12 protein-coding genes are annotated in these 25,089 nt (G+C 43.8%); 10 read left to right on the top strand and 2 right to left on the bottom strand.

Annotation, left to right across the window (positions count from 1 at the left end):
* Positions 1-31 precede the first annotated feature (31 nt).
* Complete coding sequence (locus tag KQI22_RS10110) at positions 32-538, top strand: shikimate kinase (protein WP_216551952.1); 507 nt, start codon at positions 32-34, stop codon at positions 536-538.
* 2 nt (positions 539-540) lie between these two features.
* Here KQI22_RS10110 and KQI22_RS10105 read toward each other — a convergent pair whose 3' ends face one another.
* On the bottom strand, positions 541-1,296 hold the full coding sequence (locus KQI22_RS10105; protein WP_216551951.1) for a gamma-glutamyl-gamma-aminobutyrate hydrolase family protein: 756 nt from the start codon (positions 1,294-1,296) through the stop codon (positions 541-543).
* A 100-nt stretch (positions 1,297-1,396) separates the two neighbouring features.
* Here KQI22_RS10105 and KQI22_RS10100 point away from each other — a divergent pair, with 100 nt between their 5' ends.
* Positions 1,397-2,506, top strand: a complete 1,110-nt coding sequence (locus KQI22_RS10100; protein WP_216551950.1) for a sialate O-acetylesterase — start codon at positions 1,397-1,399, stop codon at positions 2,504-2,506.
* Positions 2,507-2,514: 8 nt separating this feature from the next.
* On the opposite strand, the gene KQI22_RS10095 is transcribed toward KQI22_RS10100, so the two are convergent.
* The gene (locus tag KQI22_RS10095) at positions 2,515-3,333 is read right to left on the bottom strand and encodes a Cof-type HAD-IIB family hydrolase (protein WP_216551949.1); all 819 of its coding nucleotides are present in this window, start codon (positions 3,331-3,333) and stop codon (positions 2,515-2,517) included.
* Positions 3,334-3,482: 149 nt separating this feature from the next.
* Between KQI22_RS10095 and KQI22_RS10090 the strand changes: the two genes are divergently transcribed.
* From KQI22_RS10090 to KQI22_RS10055, 8 genes are all read left to right on the top strand, one after another.
* Positions 3,483-5,210: an ABC transporter ATP-binding protein gene (locus KQI22_RS10090; protein ID WP_216551948.1), complete on the top strand. Its 1,728-nt coding sequence runs from the start codon at positions 3,483-3,485 to the stop codon at positions 5,208-5,210.
* 2 nt (positions 5,211-5,212) lie between these two features.
* Positions 5,213-6,934 carry an ABC transporter ATP-binding protein gene (locus tag KQI22_RS10085; RefSeq protein ID WP_216551947.1) on the top strand — a complete coding sequence of 574 codons (1,722 nt, stop codon included), beginning with the start codon at positions 5,213-5,215 and terminating at the stop codon, positions 6,932-6,934.
* Between the two features lie 287 nt (positions 6,935-7,221).
* Positions 7,222-7,917: a LytR/AlgR family response regulator transcription factor gene (locus KQI22_RS10080; protein WP_216551946.1), complete on the top strand. Its 696-nt coding sequence runs from the start codon at positions 7,222-7,224 to the stop codon at positions 7,915-7,917.
* A gap of 15 nt (positions 7,918-7,932) precedes the next feature.
* Positions 7,933-9,222, top strand: coding sequence for a sensor histidine kinase (locus KQI22_RS10075; protein ID WP_216551945.1), 1,290 nt, complete (start codon positions 7,933-7,935; stop codon positions 9,220-9,222).
* 298 nt (positions 9,223-9,520) lie between these two features.
* Positions 9,521-10,717 carry a hypothetical protein gene (locus KQI22_RS10070; RefSeq protein ID WP_216551944.1) on the top strand — a complete coding sequence of 399 codons (1,197 nt, stop codon included), beginning with the start codon at positions 9,521-9,523 and terminating at the stop codon, positions 10,715-10,717.
* A 32-nt stretch (positions 10,718-10,749) separates the two neighbouring features.
* Positions 10,750-23,664: a PKD domain-containing protein gene (locus KQI22_RS10065; protein WP_216551943.1), complete on the top strand. Its 12,915-nt coding sequence runs from the start codon at positions 10,750-10,752 to the stop codon at positions 23,662-23,664.
* A gap of 9 nt (positions 23,665-23,673) precedes the next feature.
* Positions 23,674-24,045, top strand: a complete 372-nt coding sequence (locus KQI22_RS10060) for a hypothetical protein (RefSeq protein ID WP_216551942.1) — start codon at positions 23,674-23,676, stop codon at positions 24,043-24,045.
* A 353-nt stretch (positions 24,046-24,398) separates the two neighbouring features.
* Complete coding sequence (locus tag KQI22_RS10055; RefSeq protein ID WP_216551941.1) at positions 24,399-24,995, top strand: RHS repeat-associated core domain-containing protein; 597 nt, start codon at positions 24,399-24,401, stop codon at positions 24,993-24,995.
* Positions 24,996-25,089 lie beyond the last annotated feature (94 nt).

Below are 25,089 nucleotides of genomic sequence, written 5' to 3'. Positions count from 1 at the left end.
TGTATCAGCGATAAGAGGAAAGGAACACAACATGAAGAGCAACATTGTATTAATCGGAATGCCCGGTGTCGGGAAAAGCACGATCGGAGTTGTCCTTGCCAAAAATCTGGGCTGTCATTTTATGGATTCGGATATTGTGATCCAGCAGCAGACAGGAAAACTGTTGCATGAGATCATCACGGAAAAAGGACTTGACGGTTTTTTACAGACGGAGGATGAAGTGAATGCAGGCATAGACGCAGAGAAAACTGTCATCGCGACCGGAGGCAGTGCAGTGTTCGGTAAACATGCCATGCAGCATCTGGCAGAAAACGGAACGATCATCTACCTGTCCCTGCCATACGAACAGATTGAGGAACGTCTGGGAGATCTGCATAAGCGCGGCGTTGCGCTCAGGGAGAACCAGACCTTATATGATATCTATCAGGAAAGGATCCCTCTTTATGAAAAGTATGCGGATCTGATCATTGACTGTCAGCAGAAAAGTATCCGTCAGATCGTGGCAGAGATTGCAAGAAAGCTGGGAAACAAGGAATAAATTCAGTATACGGAAGTCTCCCATCGCAGGAGAATCGATACAAGGTCAGAAAAATGAGCCGGCAAAAAGGCGGGCAGACGCTCCGGATGCCACTGAAATCCTATGATGGGAAGATCCTTGTGCAGGATTGTTTCGGGGATCCCATCCGGTGATTGCTGCAGGCAGATCAGACAGTCAGGCAGATCGGAAACAGCCTGATGATGTGCGCTGTTTACAACAGAAAACCCAGAAAGAAGTGTAAAAAGCATTTGCTTTTCCCGTTGGGAAGCAGATGCTTTTTCCTGTGATGGGAAATGCATGGCATATTCTTTGTTCGTCTGTATGGAAGGGAGCGGCAGAAGCTGTACGGAATGCATGGCATCCTTTGTTGTGTAAGCATAATAATGCATGTTATCTTCGGGCAGATCCTGTAGAAGTCTGCCACCGAAAAAGACATGGATGAGCTGCATGCCTTTGCAGATACCGATCACGGGCTTTTTGCGCACAAGGGCGAGCTGCAAAAGCTGAAACTGCATCAGATCCAGCATACCGTCGGACGGCTTTGCGCCTGCGGCTGTTTCTCCATAAAAGGCAGGATCAAAGTCGCCGCCGCCGGGCAGAAGGAGCAGATCAAACGAAAGGTTTTGCAGGCTGCTGTATGGAAAGGCTTCGCCTGTACGATAGGAAAGCATCTGTGCATTCATGCCACTTTTCTGTACGAGCTCATAATATCGTCTGTGGACATCCATCGTTCCGGCGATCAGGATCAAAGGTTTCATGAAAAGAAGGCTCCTGCTTCCTTTTTTATACTATATGCAGTATACTGATAGATGTTCGGAGTCTCTGATACGATGCCGGATATGAAGGAGAGGGTTATAGATGAAAAGGAACGGAAAAAGGAAAAATCAAATTTGGATGGCGGGACTGCTTCTTTGTCTGGGGCTTGCGCTTTTGCTCCCAAAAGAAGTAAAAGCAGAAGAAACAGATCCGGAGGCGGATATACAGATCGAATATACGGTAACGAAAGTACCGGGAAAGGTCAATATGCTGGCAGGTGAGACAAGATATGTCAGCACATCGATCCCTTATACGGCTACTTTTGAAAGCAGTGATCCGAAGATCGCGGCGGTGGCAAACAGCGGACTTGTTGAGGCACGGAAAAAGGGCACCGTGAAGATCACGCAGACAGACGGAACGACCAAAAAGGTTTATACGGTAAAGGTAAATGATACGGTAGATCTGATCATTTTTGCCGGACAGAGCAATATGTGCGGTTCCGGCGGTAATTCAGGTGCTGCACCAAAGCCGGATACGGGAACGGCCTATGAATTTGATATTTCCACCAATACAAAAAAATGTATTACGATGAAGGAGCCGTTCGGAGAAGGTACAAATCGGATCAACGGTCTGGAAGACAGCGGTACATACAGCACAAAAGGGACGCTCGTCAGTGCATTTTGTATCAATTATTACAAACAGACAAAGATACCGGTAGTCGGTGTTTCCGCAAGCTGGGGAGGCACTTCTACCAATACATGGCTGAACCGCGGACTGGTCAAGGAAACACAGCGGCGCGTCAGGCTGGCAAAGAAATATATGAAAAAGAAGGGTATTAAGATCCGCCATACTTATATGGTATGGTATCAGGGAGAATCCGATGCTGCACAGGGGCTGGAAGGCTGGCAGTACAACAACCGTATGAAGAAGATCTATACCAAGATGAAAAAGGTTGGCGTGGAAAAAGTGTTTATGATCCGGATCGGGCAGAATCAGGCTGCGATCGGACAGACGGATGAGATCGTAAAGGCGCAGAAAAAGCTTTGTAATACCAATAAAAACTTTATCATGGTATCAAAGTCAGCCTATCAGTTTGGCTTAAATCCGGGCACTTACCATTATGATGCGATCCACATCAACCAGACCGGTCTCAACAAGATCGGATATGAGTCCGGAAAGGCTGCGGGAAAATACGCAAAGAAGCATAAGTAAGCCGAGGCTTACAAAATATAAGTATCGATGAGCTCTGCAAGCCCATCATGTTCATGATCCAGTGCGGTAATAAAACCGGCACTGGATTTTACTGTTTCAGTGGCATTCTGCATTGCGGCGCCGAGCCCTGCGGCAAGGAGCATCGGGATATCATTTTCGGAATCACCGACAGCAATACTATCGCTGACAGGAACGGAAAGATAGTCGCACAGAAAACGCAGTGCATTGCCTTTACTTGCCTGTGCGGAGAAGATCTCCAGATACCCTGCGCCGGAAAACATTGTCTGTACGCCGTCTCCGAGTGCGGTCTGTATCTGCACACGGAACTGTTTCAGTGCGTCAGAACCATCCAGACTCAGCGCCAGCATTTTAAAGGGAGGTCTGGATAATGCTTTTGTATAATCCGGTGCAAAGATTGCAGGAATCTTCACATGCGTCTGATAATGTAAAAGCTCCGGTGTTTCTTTTTCACAGACGATCTCGTGATCGGTATAAGTCTGCAGATGGACATGGTACTGCCTTGCAAGTGCCTGCGCCCGCGGGATCAGCTCCATAGGCAGCCTGTCCTCCAGAACTGCTTTCTTTTCATTACAGTCATAGACCAGTGCACCGTTGTTAGCGATCACATAGGAGTATGGAAAATGAATGGAGAGACTTTCAAGGTAGGACTGCACCAAAAGAATGCCGTCGAGAGGGCGGCCGGAGCACAGGATCATGCCATGCCCTGCCTGTCCCATTTCCCGGAGCTTCCGGGCAAGAGCGGGAGAGATCGTTCCGTCCTTTCTGAGCAGTGTTCCGTCAATATCTGAAAATAGCAGTTTCGTCATTTGTAATTCCTTTCTTTCTGATATATAATGATGCAAGGGTCAAAAGTCATAGACCACGCTGTGCGGAGCACGTAACGATCCGTATAGCATCATTGTAATTTAGCACAATACTAACATAGAAAAAATGACATTACAAGAAGGACGAGATCATGAAAAAACTATTCATCTATTTGCGTGAGTATAAAAAGGAATGCGTTTTTGCGCCGCTTTTTAAGATGCTGGAGGCATCCTTTGAACTGTTCGTACCGCTTGTTGTAGCGGCTATTATCGATACCGGTATTGCACATGCAGATAAGGGCTATGTCATCCGTATGTGCCTGCTTCTGTTTTTGCTTGCCCTCATCGGACTGACCTGCGCGGTAACGGCGCAGTATTTCAGTGCTAAGGCAGCGGTCGGCTTTGCAACAAAGCTCAGACATGCCCTGTTTTCCCATCTGCAGGGCCTTTCCTTTTCAGAGGTAGATACGATCGGAACTTCCACGATGATCACCCGTATGACGAGTGATATCAACCTGCTGCAGAATGGTGTCAATATGGCACTCAGACTGTTCCTGCGTTCTCCGTTCGTTGTATTCGGTGCCATGATCATGGCATTTACGATCGATTTTAAAGCAGCACTCAGCTTTGTCGGTGCGATTATTCTGTTATCGATCGTTGTCTTTGGAATCATGTATCTGAATATCCCGATGATGAAATCCGTACAGGCAAAGCTGGACGATGTTCTTTTGACCGCCAGAGAAAACCTGACAGGTATCCGTGTGATCCGCGCCTTCTGTAAGGAGGACGAAGAGCTGGCACGTTTCAGACAGAAAAACGAAGAACTGACCAGAATGCAGAAAAAGTCAGGCTCCATTTCAGGACTGACCAATCCGCTGACTTATGTCATCATCAACTTTGCGATCATTGTGCTGATCTGGACAGGTGCACTGCAGGTACAGAAGGGAATCCTGACACAGGGACAGGTGGTAGCACTGTATAACTATATGTCACAGATTCTTGTTGAGCTGATCAAACTTGCCAACCTGATCGTGACGATCAATAAGGCACTGGCAAGTGCTAACAGAATATCAGATGTATTTGATATTCATTCTTCCATGGAATGGCAGGAAAAAGAAATGGAAGCAGAAGAGGCAGATACGGAAAATGCGGTTGTGTTCGATCATGTGTCGCTGGCTTACCATGCAGACAGTGAGGCTGCCATTTCTGATATTTCTTTTACGGCGAAAAAGGGCGAGATCATCGGTATTATCGGTGGAACCGGTTCCGGTAAGAGCTCGCTTGTCAATCTGATTCCGCGTTACTATGATGCAACACAGGGAAAGATCCTGATCGATGGCAAGAATGTAAAGAATTATACGAAAAAGGAACTGCAGAAGCAGGTTGCCATGGTGCTGCAGAAAGCGGTACTGTTCCAGGGATCGATCGCAGAGAACCTGAAATGGGGAAAACGTGATGCAACGGAAGCGGAAATGCAGGAGGCGGCTGAGATCGCACAGGCAGCGGATGTTGTGCGTGTCAAAGGCGGCCTGAACGGGCAGATCTCTCAGGCGGGTAAAAACTTATCCGGCGGACAAAGACAGAGACTGACGATCGCCCGTGCGATCATAAAACATGCGCCGATCCTCATTCTGGATGACAGTGCTTCCGCACTGGATATGGCGACGGATGCCAACCTCAGAAAAGCAATCCGCCAGATGCCGGATCATCCGACTGTGTTTATTGTTTCGCAGCGTACCAATGCCATTATGGATGCAGACCAGATCCTTGTGCTTGACGACGGCAGACTGGTCGGCAGAGGAAAGCATGACGAGCTGTTAAAGACATGCGAGATCTACCGTGAGATCTTTGAATCCCAGTATAAGAAAGGAGTAGAGTAAAGATGAAACAGAAAGATGTTCTGAAAAAAGTCTGGAAATATCTGGAACACTACAGAATGCTGATCCTGTTATCCTTCCTTTTTTCTATTGCGGTTGTTGTACTGACCTTGTATGTACCGATCCTGGTCGGCCGTGCCATTGACCAGATCGTAGAGACCGGTGTGCATTTCGGGCCGATCAAAGGATATCTGTTTGCGATCGGTGTGCTTGTTCTGATCACGGCTGTTCTGCAATGGGTCATGAACCAGATCAATAATAAAGTAACCTATCATGTGGTACGGGATATCCGGAAGGAAGCCTTTGACAAGCTGCAGAATCTGCCATTGAAATATGTGGATTCCCATTCTTACGGAGAGATTGTCAGCCGTATGATCACAGATGTGGATCAGTTCGCGGACGGTCTTCTGATGGGATTTACACAGCTTTTTACCGGGATTGTGACCATTCTGGGAACGCTGATCATCATGCTGACGCTTAATGTCGGCATTACCTGTGTGGTTGTCGTGGTAACACCACTTTCGTTGTTCGTTGCAAACTTTATTGCAACACACACTTATACGATGTTCCGTGAGCAGTCGGTAACCAGAGGAGAACAGACGGCACTGATCGACGAAATGATCGGAAATGCCAAGGTTGTAAAAGCGTTCGGGCAGGAAGAGGAAGCAATCGCGCGGTTTGACGAGATCAATGACAGATTGCAGAAATGTTCGCTGAAAGCAATTTTTTATTCTTCCCTGACAAACCCAAGTACACGTTTTATCAACAGCCTTGTATATGCAGGCGTCGGACTGACAGGTGCATTTGCCGTTATCGGCGGAAAGATGACAGTCGGACTTTTGTCCAGCTTTTTAAGCTACTCCAATCAGTATACAAAGCCTTTTAATGATGTATCTGCGGTCATTACGGAGCTACAGAATGCCATTGCCTGTGCGGGCAGGATTTTTGAACTGATTGAAGAACCGTCCCAGATCCCGGATGCGGAGGATGCAGTTGTGCTGTCAGATGCAAAGGGCAATGTAACGGCAGAGCATGTATATTTCTCTTATACACCGGAGCAGCAGCTGATTCAGGATTTCAACCTTCAGGTACAGCCGGGACAAAATATTGCGATCGTAGGACCGACAGGTTGTGGTAAGACAACGATCATCAACCTGCTGATGAGATTCTATGATGTAAACAGCGGTAAGATCTGTGTCGATCAGACAGATATCCGTGATATGACGAGAAAGAGCCTGCGTTCTTCCTATGGTATGGTATTGCAGGAAACATGGCTGAAATCCGGTACGATCCGTGATAATATCAAAATGGGTAAGCCGGAGGCAACTGACGAAGAAATGATAGAAGCAGCAAAGGCAGCCTATGCAGATCCGTTTATCCGCCGTATGCCAAAGGGATATGATACGGTGATCGGAGAAGACGGTGGCATGCTTTCACAGGGACAAAAGCAGCTTTTGTGTATTTCCCGTATTATGCTGGCACTTCCGCCTATGCTGATCCTGGATGAAGCAACCTCTTCCATCGATACAAGAACAGAGTTGAAGATCCAGAGTGCCTTTACACGACTGATGGAAGGCAGAACAAGTTTTATCGTAGCACACAGACTGTCTACGATCAAAGATGCAGATCTGATCCTTGTCATGAAAGACGGAAATATCATCGAACAGGGTAACCATGAACAGCTTCTGGCAAAGAAAGGCTTTTATGCACAACTGTACACAAGCTAGAAAAATACAGATTATGCCGCTTTTATGGTGTAATAGATTACAAATTTGTAATAGAAAAAATGTTGCTATTTCCTTATGAACTGATAAAATAAGGGATATATAAGAGTCAATTTGTTGATGCGGATGCCAGGATAAGATAAATGAATTGATCGAGGGGCGACAATAGAACAAAAGCAGTATGAGCTGCCCTAAGAGGCTGCTTGTACTGCTTTTTTGCGATAGGAAATTCCTATTACACAAAATGTCCTGCAAGGATCAAATGATAACGCGGACAGGATGTGATAGATATGCTGCATATAGCCATATGTGATGATGAACAGATCATCATGGAGCAACTGAAAAAGCTTTTAGAAGCGCACAGACCGGATTGTATTGTGACAATGTATCTCAGTGGAGAGGGACTGTTAGATACATTTAACCAATATGATCTGGTCTTTTTAGATATTGAGATGCCGCCGGCAAGCGGAATGGAGCTGGCAGCGAAGCTAAGGGAGCTGCAATATGACGGAGAAGTGATATTTTTAACCAGCTATACCGATTATATGCAGGATGCTTTTAAGGTCAGGGCATTTCGGTATTTACAAAAGCCGGTCCGGGAAGATCAGCTTGAAGAAGCACTTTGTGCGGCAGAGGAGGAGCTTCAGCAGCAGTATCTGGTGCTGACCGGAGAAAAGGTATTTCGGATCAGGATCCGGGATATTCTGTATCTGGAGGCCGTACATAATGAAACGTATATCGTGACAAAGACAGGAGAGCTGGTAGTCAGATCGTCCATGCGGGAGATTTATGAAACGCTCGATCCGGCTGAATTTACCCAGACGCATAAATCCTATGTGGTAGCACTGCGTGCGATCCGCTATGTAGGCAATCAGGAGGTTGTGCTGCAGGAACTGCAGCCGCGCATTCCCTTATCTCGCCGAAGACAGCAGGAGGTAAGGAAAGCATTTATGGAGTATATAAAGAAACATGCAATCTATTTATAGAAAGAGGAAAAAGGGATGATCATTTCAAATGTATTGCTGTTTACGGTAGAGTTCCTGAAAACATATATAGCATCAGCCGAAATTTTTAAAATAAAGCAGAAGAGAAAAGTATTTTTCTTTTATCTGGCGACTGTGCTGCTGCTTACGACACTGACTGTTCTTCTGAAAAATATGAATCGGTCTGTGCTTTTTGTCATTTTGACAGTCTTCACGTTATGCCTGAATGCGGCAGAATATAGAAAGATCTGGATGATTCCGGTTACTTATATTGTTGTGAGTATGTTGGACATTTTAAATTCACTGGTATTTATCCGCTGTCTGGGACTCACAATGGAGCAGATACAAGGAAATATTCTCTTGTATACCGCAATAAACAGTGTAACGCTGATCGGTTTGTTAGTCATATATGGTGTGCTGCGAAAGAAAAACCGGGAGGAGATACATTTGCCGACGTCTGCATATGCATCACTGTATATACTGGGTGGTGTGGCATCTCTCATTTATCTGACATGTGCACAATTGTCAATGATGAATGAATATAAGGCGATTTATCATAACCTCTGGCTGGGAGGGCTCATTTGTAGCGGCGTTATTTTTCTGATCATTGGCGGGCTGCTGTTTCATAAAACAGGTGAAAATGAATATTTGAAGCGGGAACAGGATATGAACAGAAAAATACTGGACGCGCAGGCAAATTATTATACATTGCTTCTGGAAAAGAATAAGGAAATACGGGCGTTCCGCCATGATATCAAAAATCATCTGTATTGTATGACAATATTGGGAGAACAGGGACAATATGGGGAACTGCAGGAATATCTTGAAAAAATAAGTCATTCTCTGGAGCGTACAGGATTTGATGTCAATACAGGAAATGAAATGGTGTCGGCAATTTTAAATGATCTGTCATGCAAGTATAAAGAGGTACATTGTGAATGGCAGGGAAAATTGCAGAGCCCATTTACACTGTCAAATTATGATATTTGCACAATATTTTACAACCTGCTTTGCAATGCTTTTGAAGCAGCGGAGAAAACGAAGCAGAAAGAGGTAACGGTACAGGTGAAATATTTGAATGATGCATTATATGTTGTTATTCAAAATTACTTTGAACAAAAACCAGTAAAAGAAAAAGGCGTCTTTATTTCTTCAAAGACAGAAGGAGATCATGGATTTGGTATTGAAAATGCCAAAATGAGTATAGAGCAGAATGGTGGTGTTTATGAAGCCAGAGTGGAAGGAAACAGGTTCATCACAGAGATCATCATACCGGAAACGAACTGTGAAACGACTGTTTTGGGCTGAACGGTAGCAATTCCGGGCTGAACGGCATCGCAATCAAAAAACGAACAAGATAAAATAAAAGCAGGTTAAGCATTGTGCTGACCTGCTTATTTTACGTAAAGGGGGGTGGACATATGTTATTGGATTGCTCGATTCTTTGGTGGCTGTTCAAGCTGATCGGTTAATGCCGACCAGAAATACGAATGCTGAAAACAGGTAAACAGAAAACTTATTTTGTAAGTTTTCCTGCTATACCTGTTTTTGTCATGGTGATGAGGAGAATGGATGATATGCTTGCATGGACAGATGGAGAAAATGCATGAAAAAAAGATATATGATCGGAATTTTTGTGGTTACGGCTTTTCTGTGCGTATGCTGTCAGCTTCTGGTGTTGTTTCTGATCCCACGGCAGAAGATACAGAAAAAATGTGAAGAAGCTGCATATTTTTATTATGATAGATATTTGTTCCCGGAGGCATTATCCGGAATTCCTTATACAACACTTGATTATTATGCGGATTGTATTCTTGTCAATCTGACTTACGAAATGGATCGGAATGAGCCTTTAAAAGCTGTTATCTGCAATCAATTTTATGCTGATGAAAATCTGAGTACAGACATTGAACTGATGGAGGCAGTATTTCATGGAGTATCACCAAATCAGATGTATGGGAGATACTGGCATGGCAGTATTATTTTTTTGCGACTGCTTTTATGCTTTGTATCAATTCCTTCCATTTATACCATTTATACATTTTTGCTTTTTTTAACATTGGTATTATGTGCGATTAGCTTTATTGTTCAAAAGGAATATAAATTAGCAATTTTTCTGCTGTTTTCTTTTTCTGCGGCCGGGGGATTTTATGCAGGATTATGTCTGGAATATGTATGGTGTTTTTTGCTTATGCTTTTATTTAGTATGTTGTCTGTCGGATTGAGCAGAAAAAATATGGGATATTTATATCTGCTGTACATATGCAGCGGTGTAATGACATGTTTTTTTGATTTTTTAACAGCAGAAACATTGACGCTCACAGTTCCGCTTCTTTGTGTGCTTTGTCAGGAGCATCCGAAGCTTCTGATCCGGAACAAATGGAAGTTCACCTGCCGGGCAATCGCTTTGTGGACTATTTCTTATGCGGGAATGTTTATCCTGAAATGGAGCCTGTTTGCTTTTACAGCAGGAAAAGAGATGCTCAGTGATATAACAGGAAGAGTTTGTACTTATATGAATGGAAACATTTTACAGGCACTTGAAAATAACAGATGCGGTATGCCCTGCTTTTTTCTGTTTGTATCGGCAGTCTGTTATAAAAAATGCTTTCCAAAAGAGAAGAAAACATTATATGCAATATTGCTTGCAGCAATATTGCCGATCATGCGTTTCACTCTGCTCAGTAACCATAGTAGTATTCATTATTTTTTTACATACAGAGCACAGATGGCAACTATATTTGTGACTTTGGAATTGCTATACGCGTGTTTCAGATACAAAAGAGGGGAGATAAATAAATGAATTTCAGACGGAAAATAAAACAATTTCTTGCAATGCAACTTATTGTCATATTACTTATAACCGGAATTCCATTTCCGGGAGAAAAAGCATGGGCAAAGCTTACATATGACTGGGAGGTTATAAATACAAATACAGGTAGGGCACAGGCACTGGCATATGGCAAGAATATGTTTTTGCTGATGAATGATGATGGGGACTGTTATATATCTGCAGATGGAAGAAACTGGGAGCATAGTGCATCTATTGATTTATCGGGTGAGGATGTACGTTATGATATATACGATCTGAAGCTGACATTTGAGGGAGAAAATTTTTATTTGTATGGGAAAAACGGGTTCCTGCTATGCAGCGCGGATGGGATATCATGGAATAAGATTGAAATTACGGATGAACGGATATATCAAATAGAAGAGACTGCGGAGGGAGTATATATTGTAACAGGATCTTTTATTAATTATGGATCGGGAGAGGGGGGACAGGATGATCCATCCACACTTTGGAAAAGTGATAGTAGTGGTATGCAGTTTACAAAGATAAATGATCAGCTGGATGTAAGATTCTGTAAAAAAATGCTATATAGAGATCATAAGCTGTATATGTTGAATGGCAGGACGGGAGCTGTGCTGACCTGTGATATGGAAGGAAATACCCTGTATGAAACAGAGTTGAAAGAACAGGGATATGATTTTGACAGAATGGCAGATATGACATGGACAGGGGATATATTCCTGTGCTGGTATCATGGAATCTATTATTCAGAGGACGCTATTACATGGGAAAAAAAGGTAATTGCAAACTCGCATATTTATAGTAACGATTACAAGATACAATGCTTTCAGGGAAAATATTACTTTCTGGCAGATACGAATGGCTCTGTTTATGAGTTTACTCCTGTCCGCCATAGTGCACCGGACTGGAATTATTTCGAGGGATCTTTCAGTAATGCGTATGTGAGCACTCTGGCTGCAAATGACAGCTGCATGATTGCAGCCGGCGAAAATGTGATCTTAAGAAGAATGGCAGAAAATAAAAACAATACTAAGGATTGGGAAGAGTCTGAAAAGCCAACAGTCAGTGGGGCAACAGTCAGCGGGGATCAGATAGGAAGTATAGTATATGAAGGAAATACGCTTCGTCTGACAGAAGATGTTGTGTTGACAGAAGATTTTAGCCTAAATGGGAAGAAGCTTATACTGGATGGACACGCTATGATTATACGTGGAAAGCTGAATTGCCGGAATACAGTCATAGATACAGGAAGCGGCAGTCTGACTGTAGAGGGGGATCTGTATGTACAGGATGATACAACCATGACAGGAAATCTCAGTGTAAGTGGTAATTTCAGCATAGAAGACGGCAGCTTTTCCTGCCTGCATTGCAAAGCGGAGATACAGGGGAATTTTACAGCAGAGGGGGAAAAATATAATTATGGACTGATCATGCAATGTGAGGATGACAGCTTTACCGTATATGGTGAATTCACATATGCTGTCAAGTACTCCGGAGAGAAAAGTGATGGAATACTGAATCTTTATGGAAGATCATATCTGAAAAGCGGATTTAGAAGTGTAGGGAAGCATATTGTACGGCTGTGTGGAAATGATAGCGTGATAGCGGAACTGGGAACGGACTGTTCCATTGCAAATCTGCAGGACGATATGATAGATATTGAACCCCCCAGCATTGTTGAAGGACTGACAGTAAACAGGATCACAGGAAAATCGTTCCGGATTGTATGGAAAGAAGCAAGCGATAATAAAGGGGTAACTGCTTACAGAATATATCGCAATGGCAGCTTGCTACAGGAGACGAAGTATTGCTATGCTGATATATCTGATGAAGAAGCGCAGGAAACAGCAGTTTATACTGTAACAGCAGTAGACGCTGCCGGACTGGAATCGACCGGACAAAGTGATCCGGTTGAGACAAAGGCGGAAATACCGGCTTTTACTTTCATTGAGCCCGGAGAGGGTACCATCGCAGGAAAAAGAATTGATGCAGGTGTAACGGTAAAGAAGCAGCCGGGAATTGAATGTGGCAGCGTTAACATATACTATATACATCCGGATACGGGTAAAAGAAAGAATGTTTATGCAGGGAGAATCTCTGACTGGAAAGAGTATCGTACAAGGCGGCAGTTGTACAAAAAGGAAGGAATAGCTATTGATCTGTCTGATATAGAGACTGATCAAGATCTTATAATATATTTTGCGGTTACAGATGAAGATGACTGTACGACAACAGAAAAGAGAACCATACATCTGGACAGAACAGCGCCAGAAAAGCCTGTTATAACAGCAGAAGAGGGAGAAAAAAGCGTCTGTCTGAATTGGAATAAGAGCGAGGAAGAGAATATCAGCTACGAGCTATATCGAAAAGCAGAGGATGAGAAGGAATATCATTATCTGAAATACCTGACTGCTACAGGATATATAGATGGAACTGTGGAAGATAATAAGACATACAGCTATGGGATAATTGCCAGAGACCGGTTTGGAAATGAAAGTGAGATGGCTGTAACAAAGTATATTTATATACATCCGGATACAGAGGCTCCGGTTGTGACCGGTTTTTATATATCAGACAGAGTCAATGAAATGTGTGCAGTAAATGTAAGAGCAACAGATAACAGAGCTGTGAAGCAGTTTATTCTCGAAGGCTGGAATACAGATACGGGAAAATGTGAATTTTCCGTGCAACATACGACAATCTACACGAAACAAAATGAATTTAACTATGCAGATATAGATATAGACACGACAAAATACGCAGATCATACATATTTGATAAAAGTATACGCAATAGATGAAGCAGGCAATAAAAGTGAAGCAGCACAGGCAATGACAACCTTTGATAATACACCGCCGGCAGTTCCTGAAAATCTGCGTGCAGATGTCACTTGTACCTCAATTACGCTGCGCTGGGATGGGCAGGCAGAGGAGGATCTGAATAGATATATTGTACAGGAAATGCGAGAAAATGGACAATTTGTTACTGTAGAGAATATCTATAATAAGAAGACAGAGGTTACATTCAGTAACTTAAAACCGCAGCAGAAAAAGACATACCGGATTTATGCAGAAGACAAGCTGTGGAATACAAGCGATTATTCGGAAGTCTTTACGACTGAAACAGTAGCTGATACAGAAAGACCGACGAAAGTAGAAGCTTTTACAGGCGAAAACACTGCCAGCGCGATCAGATTAAGATGGAGCAAATCGAGTGATAATGTTTCTGTCAGTGGCTATCGAATATACAGAGATGGTGAATTATTGGCGATAACTCGTTATACATCTTATATAGATAGAACTGCAGATCGGGATAAAGCATATGTTTATGAAATCGCGGCATATGATACATCGGATAATGAGGCAGAAAAAAGTATTCCGGTAGTTTCTAATTTGGTACAACCTATGATTCTGAATGTTGTACCTGGAAACGGAACTACGATAGGAGAAAAAAATACAAAAATAGCGGTCACGGTTAGTGGGAATATGCTTGCAGGAATGCAGTCTGTTATTTGTAGCTATTATGATCAGAAAACGGATAAGTGGAATTATATTGGTTCCCAAAACGTTTATGCGTGTAAAAATACTGGTGAAACTATCAGTATTTCCTGGAATACAGAAAATCTTACAGAAGATAAGAATATTCCTGTGAGAGTAACATTGTGTGATCAGGATAATAATGCAGTGCAGCGGGAGCTTACACTGCATCTTGACAGAACACCACCGGCATTACCGGAGCTGACGGGAAGTGAGAAAGATGCAAAGATCACACTCGCATGGAACAAAAGTGCAGATGAAGACTGCGCAGTATATCATGTTTACAGAAAAGCGGTCAGTGGAAATGATAGGAAGGAAGCATATCACAAAGTCGGCTCTATCAAGAGCAATGGAAAGGAAAGCTATCAATTTATCGATACGTCTGTACTTCAGCAGAGTACATATGTTTACTATATTCGGGTAGAGGATACATTTGGAAATGCTGCACAGACAGAGCCGATAGAAATATATGTTGCAACAGATCTGACACCACCGACTCCGCCGACTGATGTGTGGGTACATACAAAAACAGGATCTTCTATTACATTGGCATTTAGTGGCGCAAAGGACAATGTGGGAGTTGCGGGTTATTTGGTATATAGGGATGGAAAAAAGATCGCAGAGACAGATAAGCCGCAGTATACCGATTATGGAAAGGATCTGGAAAAAGGACTGCAGGAATATGTGTTATACCGTTATACCGTAAAAGCTTTTGATCTGGCAGGAAATGAATCGGAAGAAAGTCAGGTACGGGAAGCTTTTGTGAAGATGCCTCAAATTACAGAACTGGAACCTGCAGATCAGACATCTGTTGCAGGAGAAGAAACAACATTGCGTGCAGTCTTTGAAAATGCAGGTAACAGTTATGGAAATTATGTGGATTTTTACTGGACGGAAGTAACTGAGGAAAACTGGCAGAAAATAAACACGGAGCCGGTTCAGCAGGAATATTATGCAGGAAACTACCTGCAGGCAGCTATGACATGGAAACTACCGGAATTTGCCGGAACAGGGAATAAAGAGATCAGGATCAAAGCAGTGCTGACGGACAGAGATGGCAATCAGGCAGAAGAGGAAGTTATCTGTACGATCGATCGTACAATACCGAATCCACCGAAACAGGTAGAGGCGCAGTTAAAAGAAGATGTGATCCTTCTGACCTGGGATTTCTCTGACAGTGCGGATATCGCCGGATATATTGTTTACAGGAGTACGGACGCAGGCGATTATGATGCATTAGAAACGATAGAGGATCCTATGTGCCGTACCTATATGGACAGAACAGTAACAGCCGGACACAGATATCAATATCAGATGTCTGCGATAGATGCTTACGGACGGAAAAGCAAGCCCGGTGATTGTACCCAGGCACTGCAGGTAACGGAAGATACGATTGCGCCGAAGATGACGGCTTTGTCACCGGATCCGGGCAGAGTAAACGGTAAGCTGCAGATCAGTGCGGAAGGGTATGATAACAGAAAGATAGACTGCTTTGTTTTCTACATCAGAAAAGACAGTGAGAATCCATGGACAGAGCTGGCAAAAGTACAGGCAGAGGAAAATAAAGCCACTTGTCTTCTGGATACGACGGATTATCCGGATGGGCAATATTATGTAAAAGCAGAAGCACAGGACTGTGCGGGAAATGTAAGCCAGAATCTGTTCCAGAGACGGTATGAAATTGATAATACAGGTATTGCCAAAATCAAGATGGCTAAATGTGATACACTGGCATCTGTGATACGCCTGCGTTGGGAAGATGTTACGGAAACAGATTTTGCATATTTCCTGGTAGAAAGAAAGACAGAAAAGGATGGCAGCATATTCTGGGAGAAGGAGGCGGAAATAACAGACAGTCTTGGATATGACTGTAAAAATCTGCAGCCACAGACAGAGTATACTTTCCGTGTGGTCGGATATGATGATCTTGGAAACAGAGGGGAAGAATCGGATGAGATCACACTGACTACAGTGCAGGATACGGTCAGCCCTGTTATAAAGAGGATCGGTCCCGTAAAAGGGTCTTATGGCAAACAGATCCGGTTGGAAATTCAGGCAGAAGATAATGCAGCACTTGACAAGGCAGTATTTTCCTATACGACAGATGGACAAGAGTATACTGTGCTGGCAGAAGTCAGGGCAGACGAGATGGAAAGCAGGAAATGCTTCAGTTATTTATGGGATACGAAAAAAATGCAGGAAGGAGAGATTGGCGTTCGATTTGAGGTATATGATGCAGCAGGCTATCATAATGCCCTGACAGAGGAAGAAAAGCAGGTGGAGATCGTATATACGATCGATCATACACCGCCGCAGCAGGTAAAAAAAGTACGTGTTACGGATACGGACGGCTGTATCGGACTGACATGGGAAGAATCAGGAGAAACAGACATTCAGGCGTACAGAGTTTATAAAAAGAATGGCAGTTCCTGGAGCAGGATAAGAGAAGCTGCGGTTCTGAATGCTTATGATACGGATGTAAAACCTGGCAACAGCTATACCTACAAGGTATCTGCGGTCGATCAGGCAGGAAATGAAGGCGTATGTTCGGAAGAGATCACTGCTGTGGCTGAGCAGGATAAAGAGCAGCCCGTTGTATACGGAATCGGGCCTGCTGATACAGAAATACTTGGCATAGATCCTGTTATCACTGTATTGGCAGCGGATAATGCCGGATTGTCTCAGATACAGCTTTCCTACAGAGAAGCAGACAGTGAAAAAGACTGGATCGTATTTGCCGAGCTCCCTGCATCCGGAAGACAGCAGTATAAAACTGCAGCCATGCAGACAGAAGAATTATCAGAAAATATCATATATGAGATCAAAGCGATCGCGATAGATGAAGCAGGAAATTACAGTGAGGCATTTACGAAAAACTATACCTTTGATCTGACTCCGCCTCAGAAACCGAAGCTTACGACAAAGCCCGGAAGCTTCCGGATAGATCTGCAGTATGGAACAGCGGATACGGGTACGGAACTGTATGAGATTTACAGAAAAGAATATGGCGAAAAAGAATTTGCCTGTGTAAAGAGCACAACGGAAGGCAGCTATGAGGATACAACTGCAAAACCGGGAAAGGTTTATTATTACAAAGTCAGAAGCTATGACGAAAACGGAAATTACAACGAAAGCAGCACAGAATACAACCATGCCAGCAGTATTGATACCATTGCACCGGTAGCTGTTTTGCCGCAGAACATGACAGGACTGACCGGAGTTGCATCACATCTGGATGGAACGGGTTCAACGGATAATGTCAGGATCAAATCCTATACATGGGATTTCGGAGATGAAAGTGCAAAGCAGACAGGAAGCAAGCCTGTTCATACTTATAAAAAAGCCGGAACCTATACAGTAACGCTGACAGTTGCGGATCAGGCAGGGAATAAAAACAGTACCTATGGCACAATAGAAGTAAAGGACGCGGAGCAGAACGGACAATTACAGTTATCTGTGATGGGATCGGATGGGAGTCCGCTTGCCTGTGCGGATCTGTATATCAGCGCGGATGGAAGTGAACAGGGAGCTTTGCACGCAAAAACGGATCAGAATGGTGTGGCAGAGCTTGTACTGGAGCCGGGGACTTATGAACTTTCTGCTTTTACAGAAGGATATCTGCCGAAACAAGAGCAGATCACGATCAGCAAGGGTGAAATTTTGCAAAAGAAGATATGCCTCCCTTCCGGAGAAGTGGTAACAGGAAACCTGACTTTCCATCGGATGACGCTTGAGGAGATCATAGAGGCAGGTGTGGATCTGTCAGATCCGGAAAACCTGCATACCTATACATTCTCCGTAACACTGGGGTATGAAGAACGCCCTATACCGGTTGTATTCAGCGGTATGTCAGCAGGCACATTAAAGAAAGGAAGCAGTGCAGGAGGCGGAGGTTTCCGTACCTATACAGCAGAAGGCAACGGAGGCAGCATTCAGATCATCTGCAAAGAACCTGAAAAGGAAAATGAGGATCCCAAACCGCAGGCACTGATCTATGTAAATACGCAGCAGACCGTTTCCTGGTTAAAGGATATGTATAATGTACAGCTCGCAGTTATCAATCAGGCGGACAGTGGATTCACATTATCACAGTCCTCCGCAACCCTTTCTCTGCCGGAGGGACTCTCACTTGCAGCAACAAAATCCGGGCAGACAATGACAAAAGAGTTTGGAGACATAGAGGGACAGGAATGTGCACTGGCAAGCTGGATCGTAAAAGGAGATAAAAACGGGAGCTATGAGATCCGGGCGGATTTCAGTGCCAGTATGGAGCCGTTCCATGTACCGATCCACCGGGAATTTGTTGCAAAACAGGATGTAACTGTCAGTGCGGGAGAAGGACTGTATATGATCGTACAGCCGGACAGTGCTGTTTTTTATGACGAAGAATCCTATATTTATTTTTCACTGCAGAACAGATCTGACCATGATTTTTATAATGTGAAGACAACATTTGGATCTGCGGAAGAAGGAGCACAGCAGTATGTCATTGCAGAGGGAACAGAGAGTACGGCTGTTCCACGGGTCAGAGAGCAGGATATATTGGATGTGGGTATCTTACGCCCCGGACAAAGCGTTACCGGAATGCTGCAACTGGGAATAGCACCAAGTGATGAAAAACATTATCTGGAGCTGGTAGAAACAAAGGCAGAGATATTAAAAGGTGAAAATCTGGGTGTTACATTTATCATTGCTCCGATCCAAAATATGTCTGCCAATCATAAGATGTATGTAAATGAGGATGGAAGTATTTATTACGGGGATCCGGTCAATGTGGCAACAGGCGCGTTCACACAGGAAATCCATGCCTTTACAAACAGTGCGGGAGACAGTCTTTTAGATCTGTCTTATGATTCCCTGAAGGTTGATGAGATCGGAGAGGCAGGCAGAGGCTTCCGTCACAGCTATGAGTACTATATCTCCGAGAAACAGGGAAAAATTGTACTGCATACCCAGGATCCGAAAGAAGAGTTCTTCGAAAGGGCTTCCTATATGGCGGCGGAAGAACTGGAAAGCAACATGGCAGTGCAGGAAGAAGAAAGCCAGCCAGAAGCCCTTATACGTCTACCGAATCATGCATATCCGGGAAAATATATATCGGAAGCCGATCCGCATGTACAGATCGTGAAGGATAAAGATGGCAGCTATCTGCTGACAGATTCCGAGGAAAATAAATGGTATTTTGATAAAGAAGGTGTGTTATATAAAAGAGAAGATACGAATGGGCAGGAGATCAGTTATGAAAGAACCGAGGAAGCACTTACGATCCATAACCGGACAACAGATGAAACGGTGACACTTTCCTATGACACAAATGGCAGGCTGGTAAATGCCGGAGACTCTTATGGAAGAAGCGTAAGCTTTGCATACGATGAAACTGACTGCCTTACCGGTTACCGGAATGAAGAAGGAAATCTGACGACTTATACCTATGATGAAAAAGGACATATGTTGACTGTAATCAGCTCATTGGGAACTGTTCTGGTGGAAAACAGCTATGATGAAGCAGGCAGAGTGATCCGGCAGAAAGAGGCGGGCGATGACAGATATGCAGAGCTTACTTACACAGAACCTACTTCCCGCGTAGGCAGGACGGAAATCCAAAAAAGAGATGGAGCAGCCAGAATCTATTATTACGATCTTTTTGAACTTATTCTGTCTGAAACGGACGAAGATGGGGCAGAAACTTCATATGTGTATGAAAAAGGGAGGCTGGTAAAGAAAATAGAGCCGGATGGAAAATCCACAGCGTATACCTATGATGCAGACGGAAACCTGACGAAGCAGGAAACTGCGACAGGACAACAGACACAGATCAGCTATGATACAGATGGCAATCCGGTCAATATTGCATCCGGGGAAGGAACAGCCGGAACCTACCGTTATGATGAAAAGGGCAGGATCAGCGAATATATCTCAGCCCTTTCAGAAGTGCGTCATTATACATATAATCCGGATGGAACACTGCGCAGCATGGAAACGGAAGGGCTTGGAACAGAGTCTTATACCTATGATACATACGGAAACAGGACCAGTGTAACAGACAGACTGGGTAACTGTACAAAATACGCTTATGATCAATATGGAAATCTCATTAAGACAACGGATGCGCTCGGGAATACTTCCGCCTGTGTATATGATCAGATGGGACGGGTGCTTTCGCAGACAGATGCAAGAGGAATCCGGACCGAATATACCTATGATGCAGAAGGCAGGCTGCTAACTGAGAAAACAAATGACAGGGAGATCCATTACAAGTACGATGCGGCAGGCAGACTGATCCAAAAAACAGATGCAGCAGGCATTATAACGACATATGCCTATGATACAGAAGGAAATGTAACAGAAACAGACAGAGCGGGACAAAAAGAACTGAGCAGCTATGATGCGGCGGGGCAGCTTTTGTCAGTATCCGATGCAGTCAGTGCTAATACCGTCTATACGTATGATAAAAATGGATATGTTACCTCCATAACAGAAAATGGTCTGACAACCTTCTATACAAATGATACATATGGGAAAATGTTGAAAAAACAAAATCCGGACGGAACAGTTTTGCAGTATACTTATACCAATGACGGACTGTTAAGTACGGTGACTGATCAGGACGGAAATACCGAAAGCTATGTTTATGACAAGGCTGGAAATCTGACCGAACAGACAGATGCCCTTGGTAACAGAATCACTTATGCATATGATATCCATGGCAGATTGATCAGGCAGACAGATGCCAGAGGCAATAGTGAAAGCTATGCCTATGATGCGGTCGGCAACTGCATAAAACGGACAGATGCGATGGGCACAGTCACGGAAATGACTTATGATATGACGGGCAGAATGACAGAGCAGTCTGTACTGACCAAAGCAGGAAAGATCACAAACCATTATACTTATGATGCAGCGGGAAATATCCTGACCACAACAGATGCAGAAGGCAGCAGGACGGTCTACAGATATGATGATTACGGAGATTGTATCAGTAAAACGGACTGCATGGGAAATGTTACAGAATATACCTATGACGCCCTGAACAGACTGACAGGGACAAGTGATGCAGCAGGAAAAGAAGCTTATACCTATGATGCACAGGATAATCTGATCCGTCACAGGACAGCCTGTGGCAGCGGACGGGAAACAGAGTACTTGTATACCTATACGCAGGATGGTATGCTGAAAGAGAGCAAAGATCCGTTACAGGGGATCAGCAGCATTGCATACAACCGGAACAGGCAGATCGCATCGGTGACAGATCCTCTGGGAAATGAAACAGCCTATCAATATGACGGTGCAGGCAGGATCAGCCGGGTAAGAACTGCAGCGGATACACAGACAGAGTATACTTACAATGCACAGGGGCTTCTGGCAAGTGAGAAAACCGCAGATGCCAAGACGGATTATACCTATGACGCACTTGGCAGGATTCTTACCAAAGTGGATGCACTTGGCAGGATCACTTATACTTATGATGCAAACAGTAACATCACAAAGGTAACGGAGCAGCAGAATGGCAGGACAACAACGATCAAAAGAAGTTTTGATGCCTTAAACCGTGTCACGTCCGTTACGGATGCAAACGGAAAGACGGTAAGTTACAGCTATGATGAGCTTGGAAACCGTATCAGCCTGACCTATCCGGGTGGTGAGATCGTCCGTTACAGCTATGACAAGTGCGGTGATCTGCTTACCGTGACAGAGCCGGACGGCAGTGTAAATACTTATACATATGATAAAAAGGGCAGATGCACGGGACTCAAGCGTGCAGACGGAACGGAAGAGAGCTATTCTTATGATAAAGCAGACCGTCTGAGTGCACAGACGGACAAAAATGCGGATGGAACGATCCGGAGCAGCTACACCTACACCTATGACGGCGCAGGCAATATCATAAAGATCGATGGAACAGCAGATACAGCAGATACCGATCATGCAGTCATGACCTATGACAAGGACAACAGGCTTGCTACTTACAATGGGGAAAAGGTGACCTATGACGAACGTGGAAATATGCTTCACGGCCCCCTTAACGGCGAGATGGGAGATTACACCTACGACTGCAGAAACCGTCTTATAGAGACAAAAGCTGCAGACGGAACAGTCACAGCCTATACCTATGATGCAGAAAATACCAGACTGACAGAAGAGACAGCCAATATCCGTCATACCTTTGTGACGGATAAGGAAACGACATACAGCCAGCTCCTGACCGAAACGATCAGTGAAAAACATCTGCTGACCTACAAGGAAACCGCAACCATAACCTATACATACGGAAATGGTCTCATCAGCGACAGCAAAAAAGAAACCAAAGGCAGTGATACAGAAAAGCGGTACTACCATTACAACCATATCGGCAGTACAACTGCGATCACAGATGCAGATGGCGACCTTGTCTATAGGATCGCTTACGGAACCTATGGCGAGCTTACCGGTATTTATGATGCGGATGGAGATCCCGTAGGGGACAAGACTGCAGTCATACGATCAGAAAACCTTCGCTTCCTGTATAATGGAAGATACGGCGTAGAGACAGGTGCAAACGGACTGTATTACATGAGAGCCCGTTACTATAACCCGCAGATCAAACGCTTTATCAACAGAGACATCATAGACGGCAGCATCACAGACAGCCAGTCTCTGAACAAATACAGCTATGTACAGGGAAATCCGGTAAATCTCATAGATCCATTCGGACTCTGCGCGCAAGATTACTTCAGCCGTGCAGGACATGAACTTCTTGACTGGCTGGGTTTCATATTTGATCCGGCGGATGTGATCAACTTCCTCTGGTATACTGCCGAAGGAAATACAGCGATGGCAGCAGCCACCGCAGTAGCCATCGTACCGGCGGCAGGAAGCTTCATAGCCAAGGGAACCAAGCAAGCCATAAAAGCCGGAAAGAAAGCTGCCCAGAAAGCAACCGAAAAAGCCGCCAAGAATGCCACAGAGAAAGCAGCAAAGAAGGCTGCGAAGAAAAAACTGGCGAAAGAAGCCGGAAAAGAAGCCGCCGAAAAAGGTGCAGAAAAGGCAGCTAAGGAAGCAGCAGAGAAAGCTACAGAGAAAACGGCGAAGGAAACTGCAGAGAAAACAGCTAAGGAAGCTACGGAGAAGGGGATAAAGAGTAGCACTAAATCTAGTATAGATAATGCAATAAACAATGGGCAACCATTAAATAATCATAGAATAGTATCTGATTCGGAGGCATCGAGTTTGCCGGCAACGAGTGAAGTGCCCAATTCATCTGCTGATTTGCTAAATCCTGATGGAAGTGTTAAACAAAGAAGATATTATGGTGAGGATGGAAGGGCTCAAATGGATATTGATTTTAATCATACGGATGATGGAACCCATGAATTCCCTCATATCCATATGTGGGATTGGACCCTGAAACCACCAAGACAGTAGGAGGAAAAAATGCATGACGATTGTATAGTAGCATACAATGTGAATTTAGAGGAAGGATATATTGTTATTCAAACATATAATAATGATAGAAAGAAACAGGGTAAACTTAAGTTTTCGGAAGTATTAACTCATTCATTTAAATGTATTATTAATTACAATATAATATATGATATTCAAGAATGTGAAATAGAAGTCTTTTTTAGAGAGAATAAAGAAGAATTAATAAAAATGAAGGGCTATTGTTGGCCTATTAATTATAAAACTGAGAAGGAATTAATGGAATTTTTAAAAACGAATGAGTATAAATATATAAAAATATATTCTTCATATGGCATGTTTGGTTGGATACTTGCCAAGTCTTATGAAATAGAGACAGAATAAATATTTATTAATATATGGTACTATTTATTGTATATTAAAATAAAGATCCAGCCTTGTGAATCAACAGCCGCCCTAGAAGCTCTTAGTGTTTTGTATGGGTAACAGCAATGTCCGTACAAGGAAGTACGGACAAGGTGCACCTGAGCCCGGATGGCGAATGTGCACCGGTTGCGTGAGTTTACAAAAACTGAATCAAAACACCTAGAGCTACTTGGCGGCTGTTACCTGAACAAGGATGGGCTTTATTTTTCTATATAAGTGCTATATCAGTTCATATGTCGTTATGTTGCTTAGCCTCATATATAGATGCTTTCTACTTCTGATAGTACAGAAATGTATTATAAAAAGCAGAATTGTATAAAACCGCAACCATAACCTACACATACGGAAACGGTCTCATCAGCGACAGCAGAAAAGAAGCCAAAGGCAGTGATACAGAAAAGCGGTACTACCATTACAACCATATCGGCAGTACAACAGCGATCACAGATGCAGATGGCGACCTTGTCTATAGGATCGCTTACGGAACCTACGGTGAACTTACCGGTATTTATGATGCGGACGGAGATCCCGTAGGGGACAAGACTGCAGTCATACGATCAGAAAACCTCCGCTTCCTGTATAATGGAAGATATGGCGTAGAAACAGGTGCAAATGGACTGTATTACATGAGAGCCCGTTACTATAATCCGCAGATCAAACGCTTTATCAACAGAGACATCATAGATGGCAGCATCACAGACAGCCAGTCTCTGAACAAATACAGCTATGTACAGGGAAATCCGGTAAACCTTATAGATCCATTCGGACTCTGCGCACAGGATTACTTCAGCCGTGCAGGACACGAACTTCTTGACTGGCTGGGCTTCATATTTGATCCGGCAGACGTGATCAACTTCCTTTGGTATACCGCAGAAGGTAATACAGGGGCTGTAAAAAAACTCCCCTGACAGAAAAATCGCCCGGACCGTGAGGTCTGAGCGATTTTTTGGTATAATTAATTATGCTACTAAATAACAATACCAATAGTAATTATACTATGCG

The organism is Kineothrix sp. MSJ-39, assembly GCF_018917935.1.
In the GTDB taxonomy this organism is placed as follows: Bacteria; Bacillota; Clostridia; order Lachnospirales; family Lachnospiraceae; genus CAG-194.
The sequence above is the reverse complement of the archived record's forward strand: the minus strand, read 5'-3'. Positions and strand labels throughout refer to the sequence as shown.

Coding starts and splice junctions, on each gene's coding strand:
- KQI22_RS10110 (WP_216551952.1), top strand. CDS start 32: ATGAAGAGCAACATTGTATTAATCGGAATGCCCGGTGTCGGGAAAAGC.
- KQI22_RS10105 (WP_216551951.1), bottom strand. CDS start 1,296: ATGAAACCTTTGATCCTGATCGCCGGAACGATGGATGTCCACAGACGA.
- KQI22_RS10100 (WP_216551950.1), top strand. CDS start 1,397: ATGAAAAGGAACGGAAAAAGGAAAAATCAAATTTGGATGGCGGGACTG.
- KQI22_RS10095 (WP_216551949.1), bottom strand. CDS start 3,333: ATGACGAAACTGCTATTTTCAGATATTGACGGAACACTGCTCAGAAAG.
- KQI22_RS10090 (WP_216551948.1), top strand. CDS start 3,483: ATGAAAAAACTATTCATCTATTTGCGTGAGTATAAAAAGGAATGCGTT.
- KQI22_RS10085 (WP_216551947.1), top strand. CDS start 5,213: ATGAAACAGAAAGATGTTCTGAAAAAAGTCTGGAAATATCTGGAACAC.
- KQI22_RS10080 (WP_216551946.1), top strand. CDS start 7,222: ATGCTGCATATAGCCATATGTGATGATGAACAGATCATCATGGAGCAA.
- KQI22_RS10075 (WP_216551945.1), top strand. CDS start 7,933: ATGATCATTTCAAATGTATTGCTGTTTACGGTAGAGTTCCTGAAAACA.
- KQI22_RS10070 (WP_216551944.1), top strand. CDS start 9,521: ATGAAAAAAAGATATATGATCGGAATTTTTGTGGTTACGGCTTTTCTG.
- KQI22_RS10065 (WP_216551943.1), top strand. CDS start 10,750: ATGCAACTTATTGTCATATTACTTATAACCGGAATTCCATTTCCGGGA.
- KQI22_RS10060 (WP_216551942.1), top strand. CDS start 23,674: ATGCATGACGATTGTATAGTAGCATACAATGTGAATTTAGAGGAAGGA.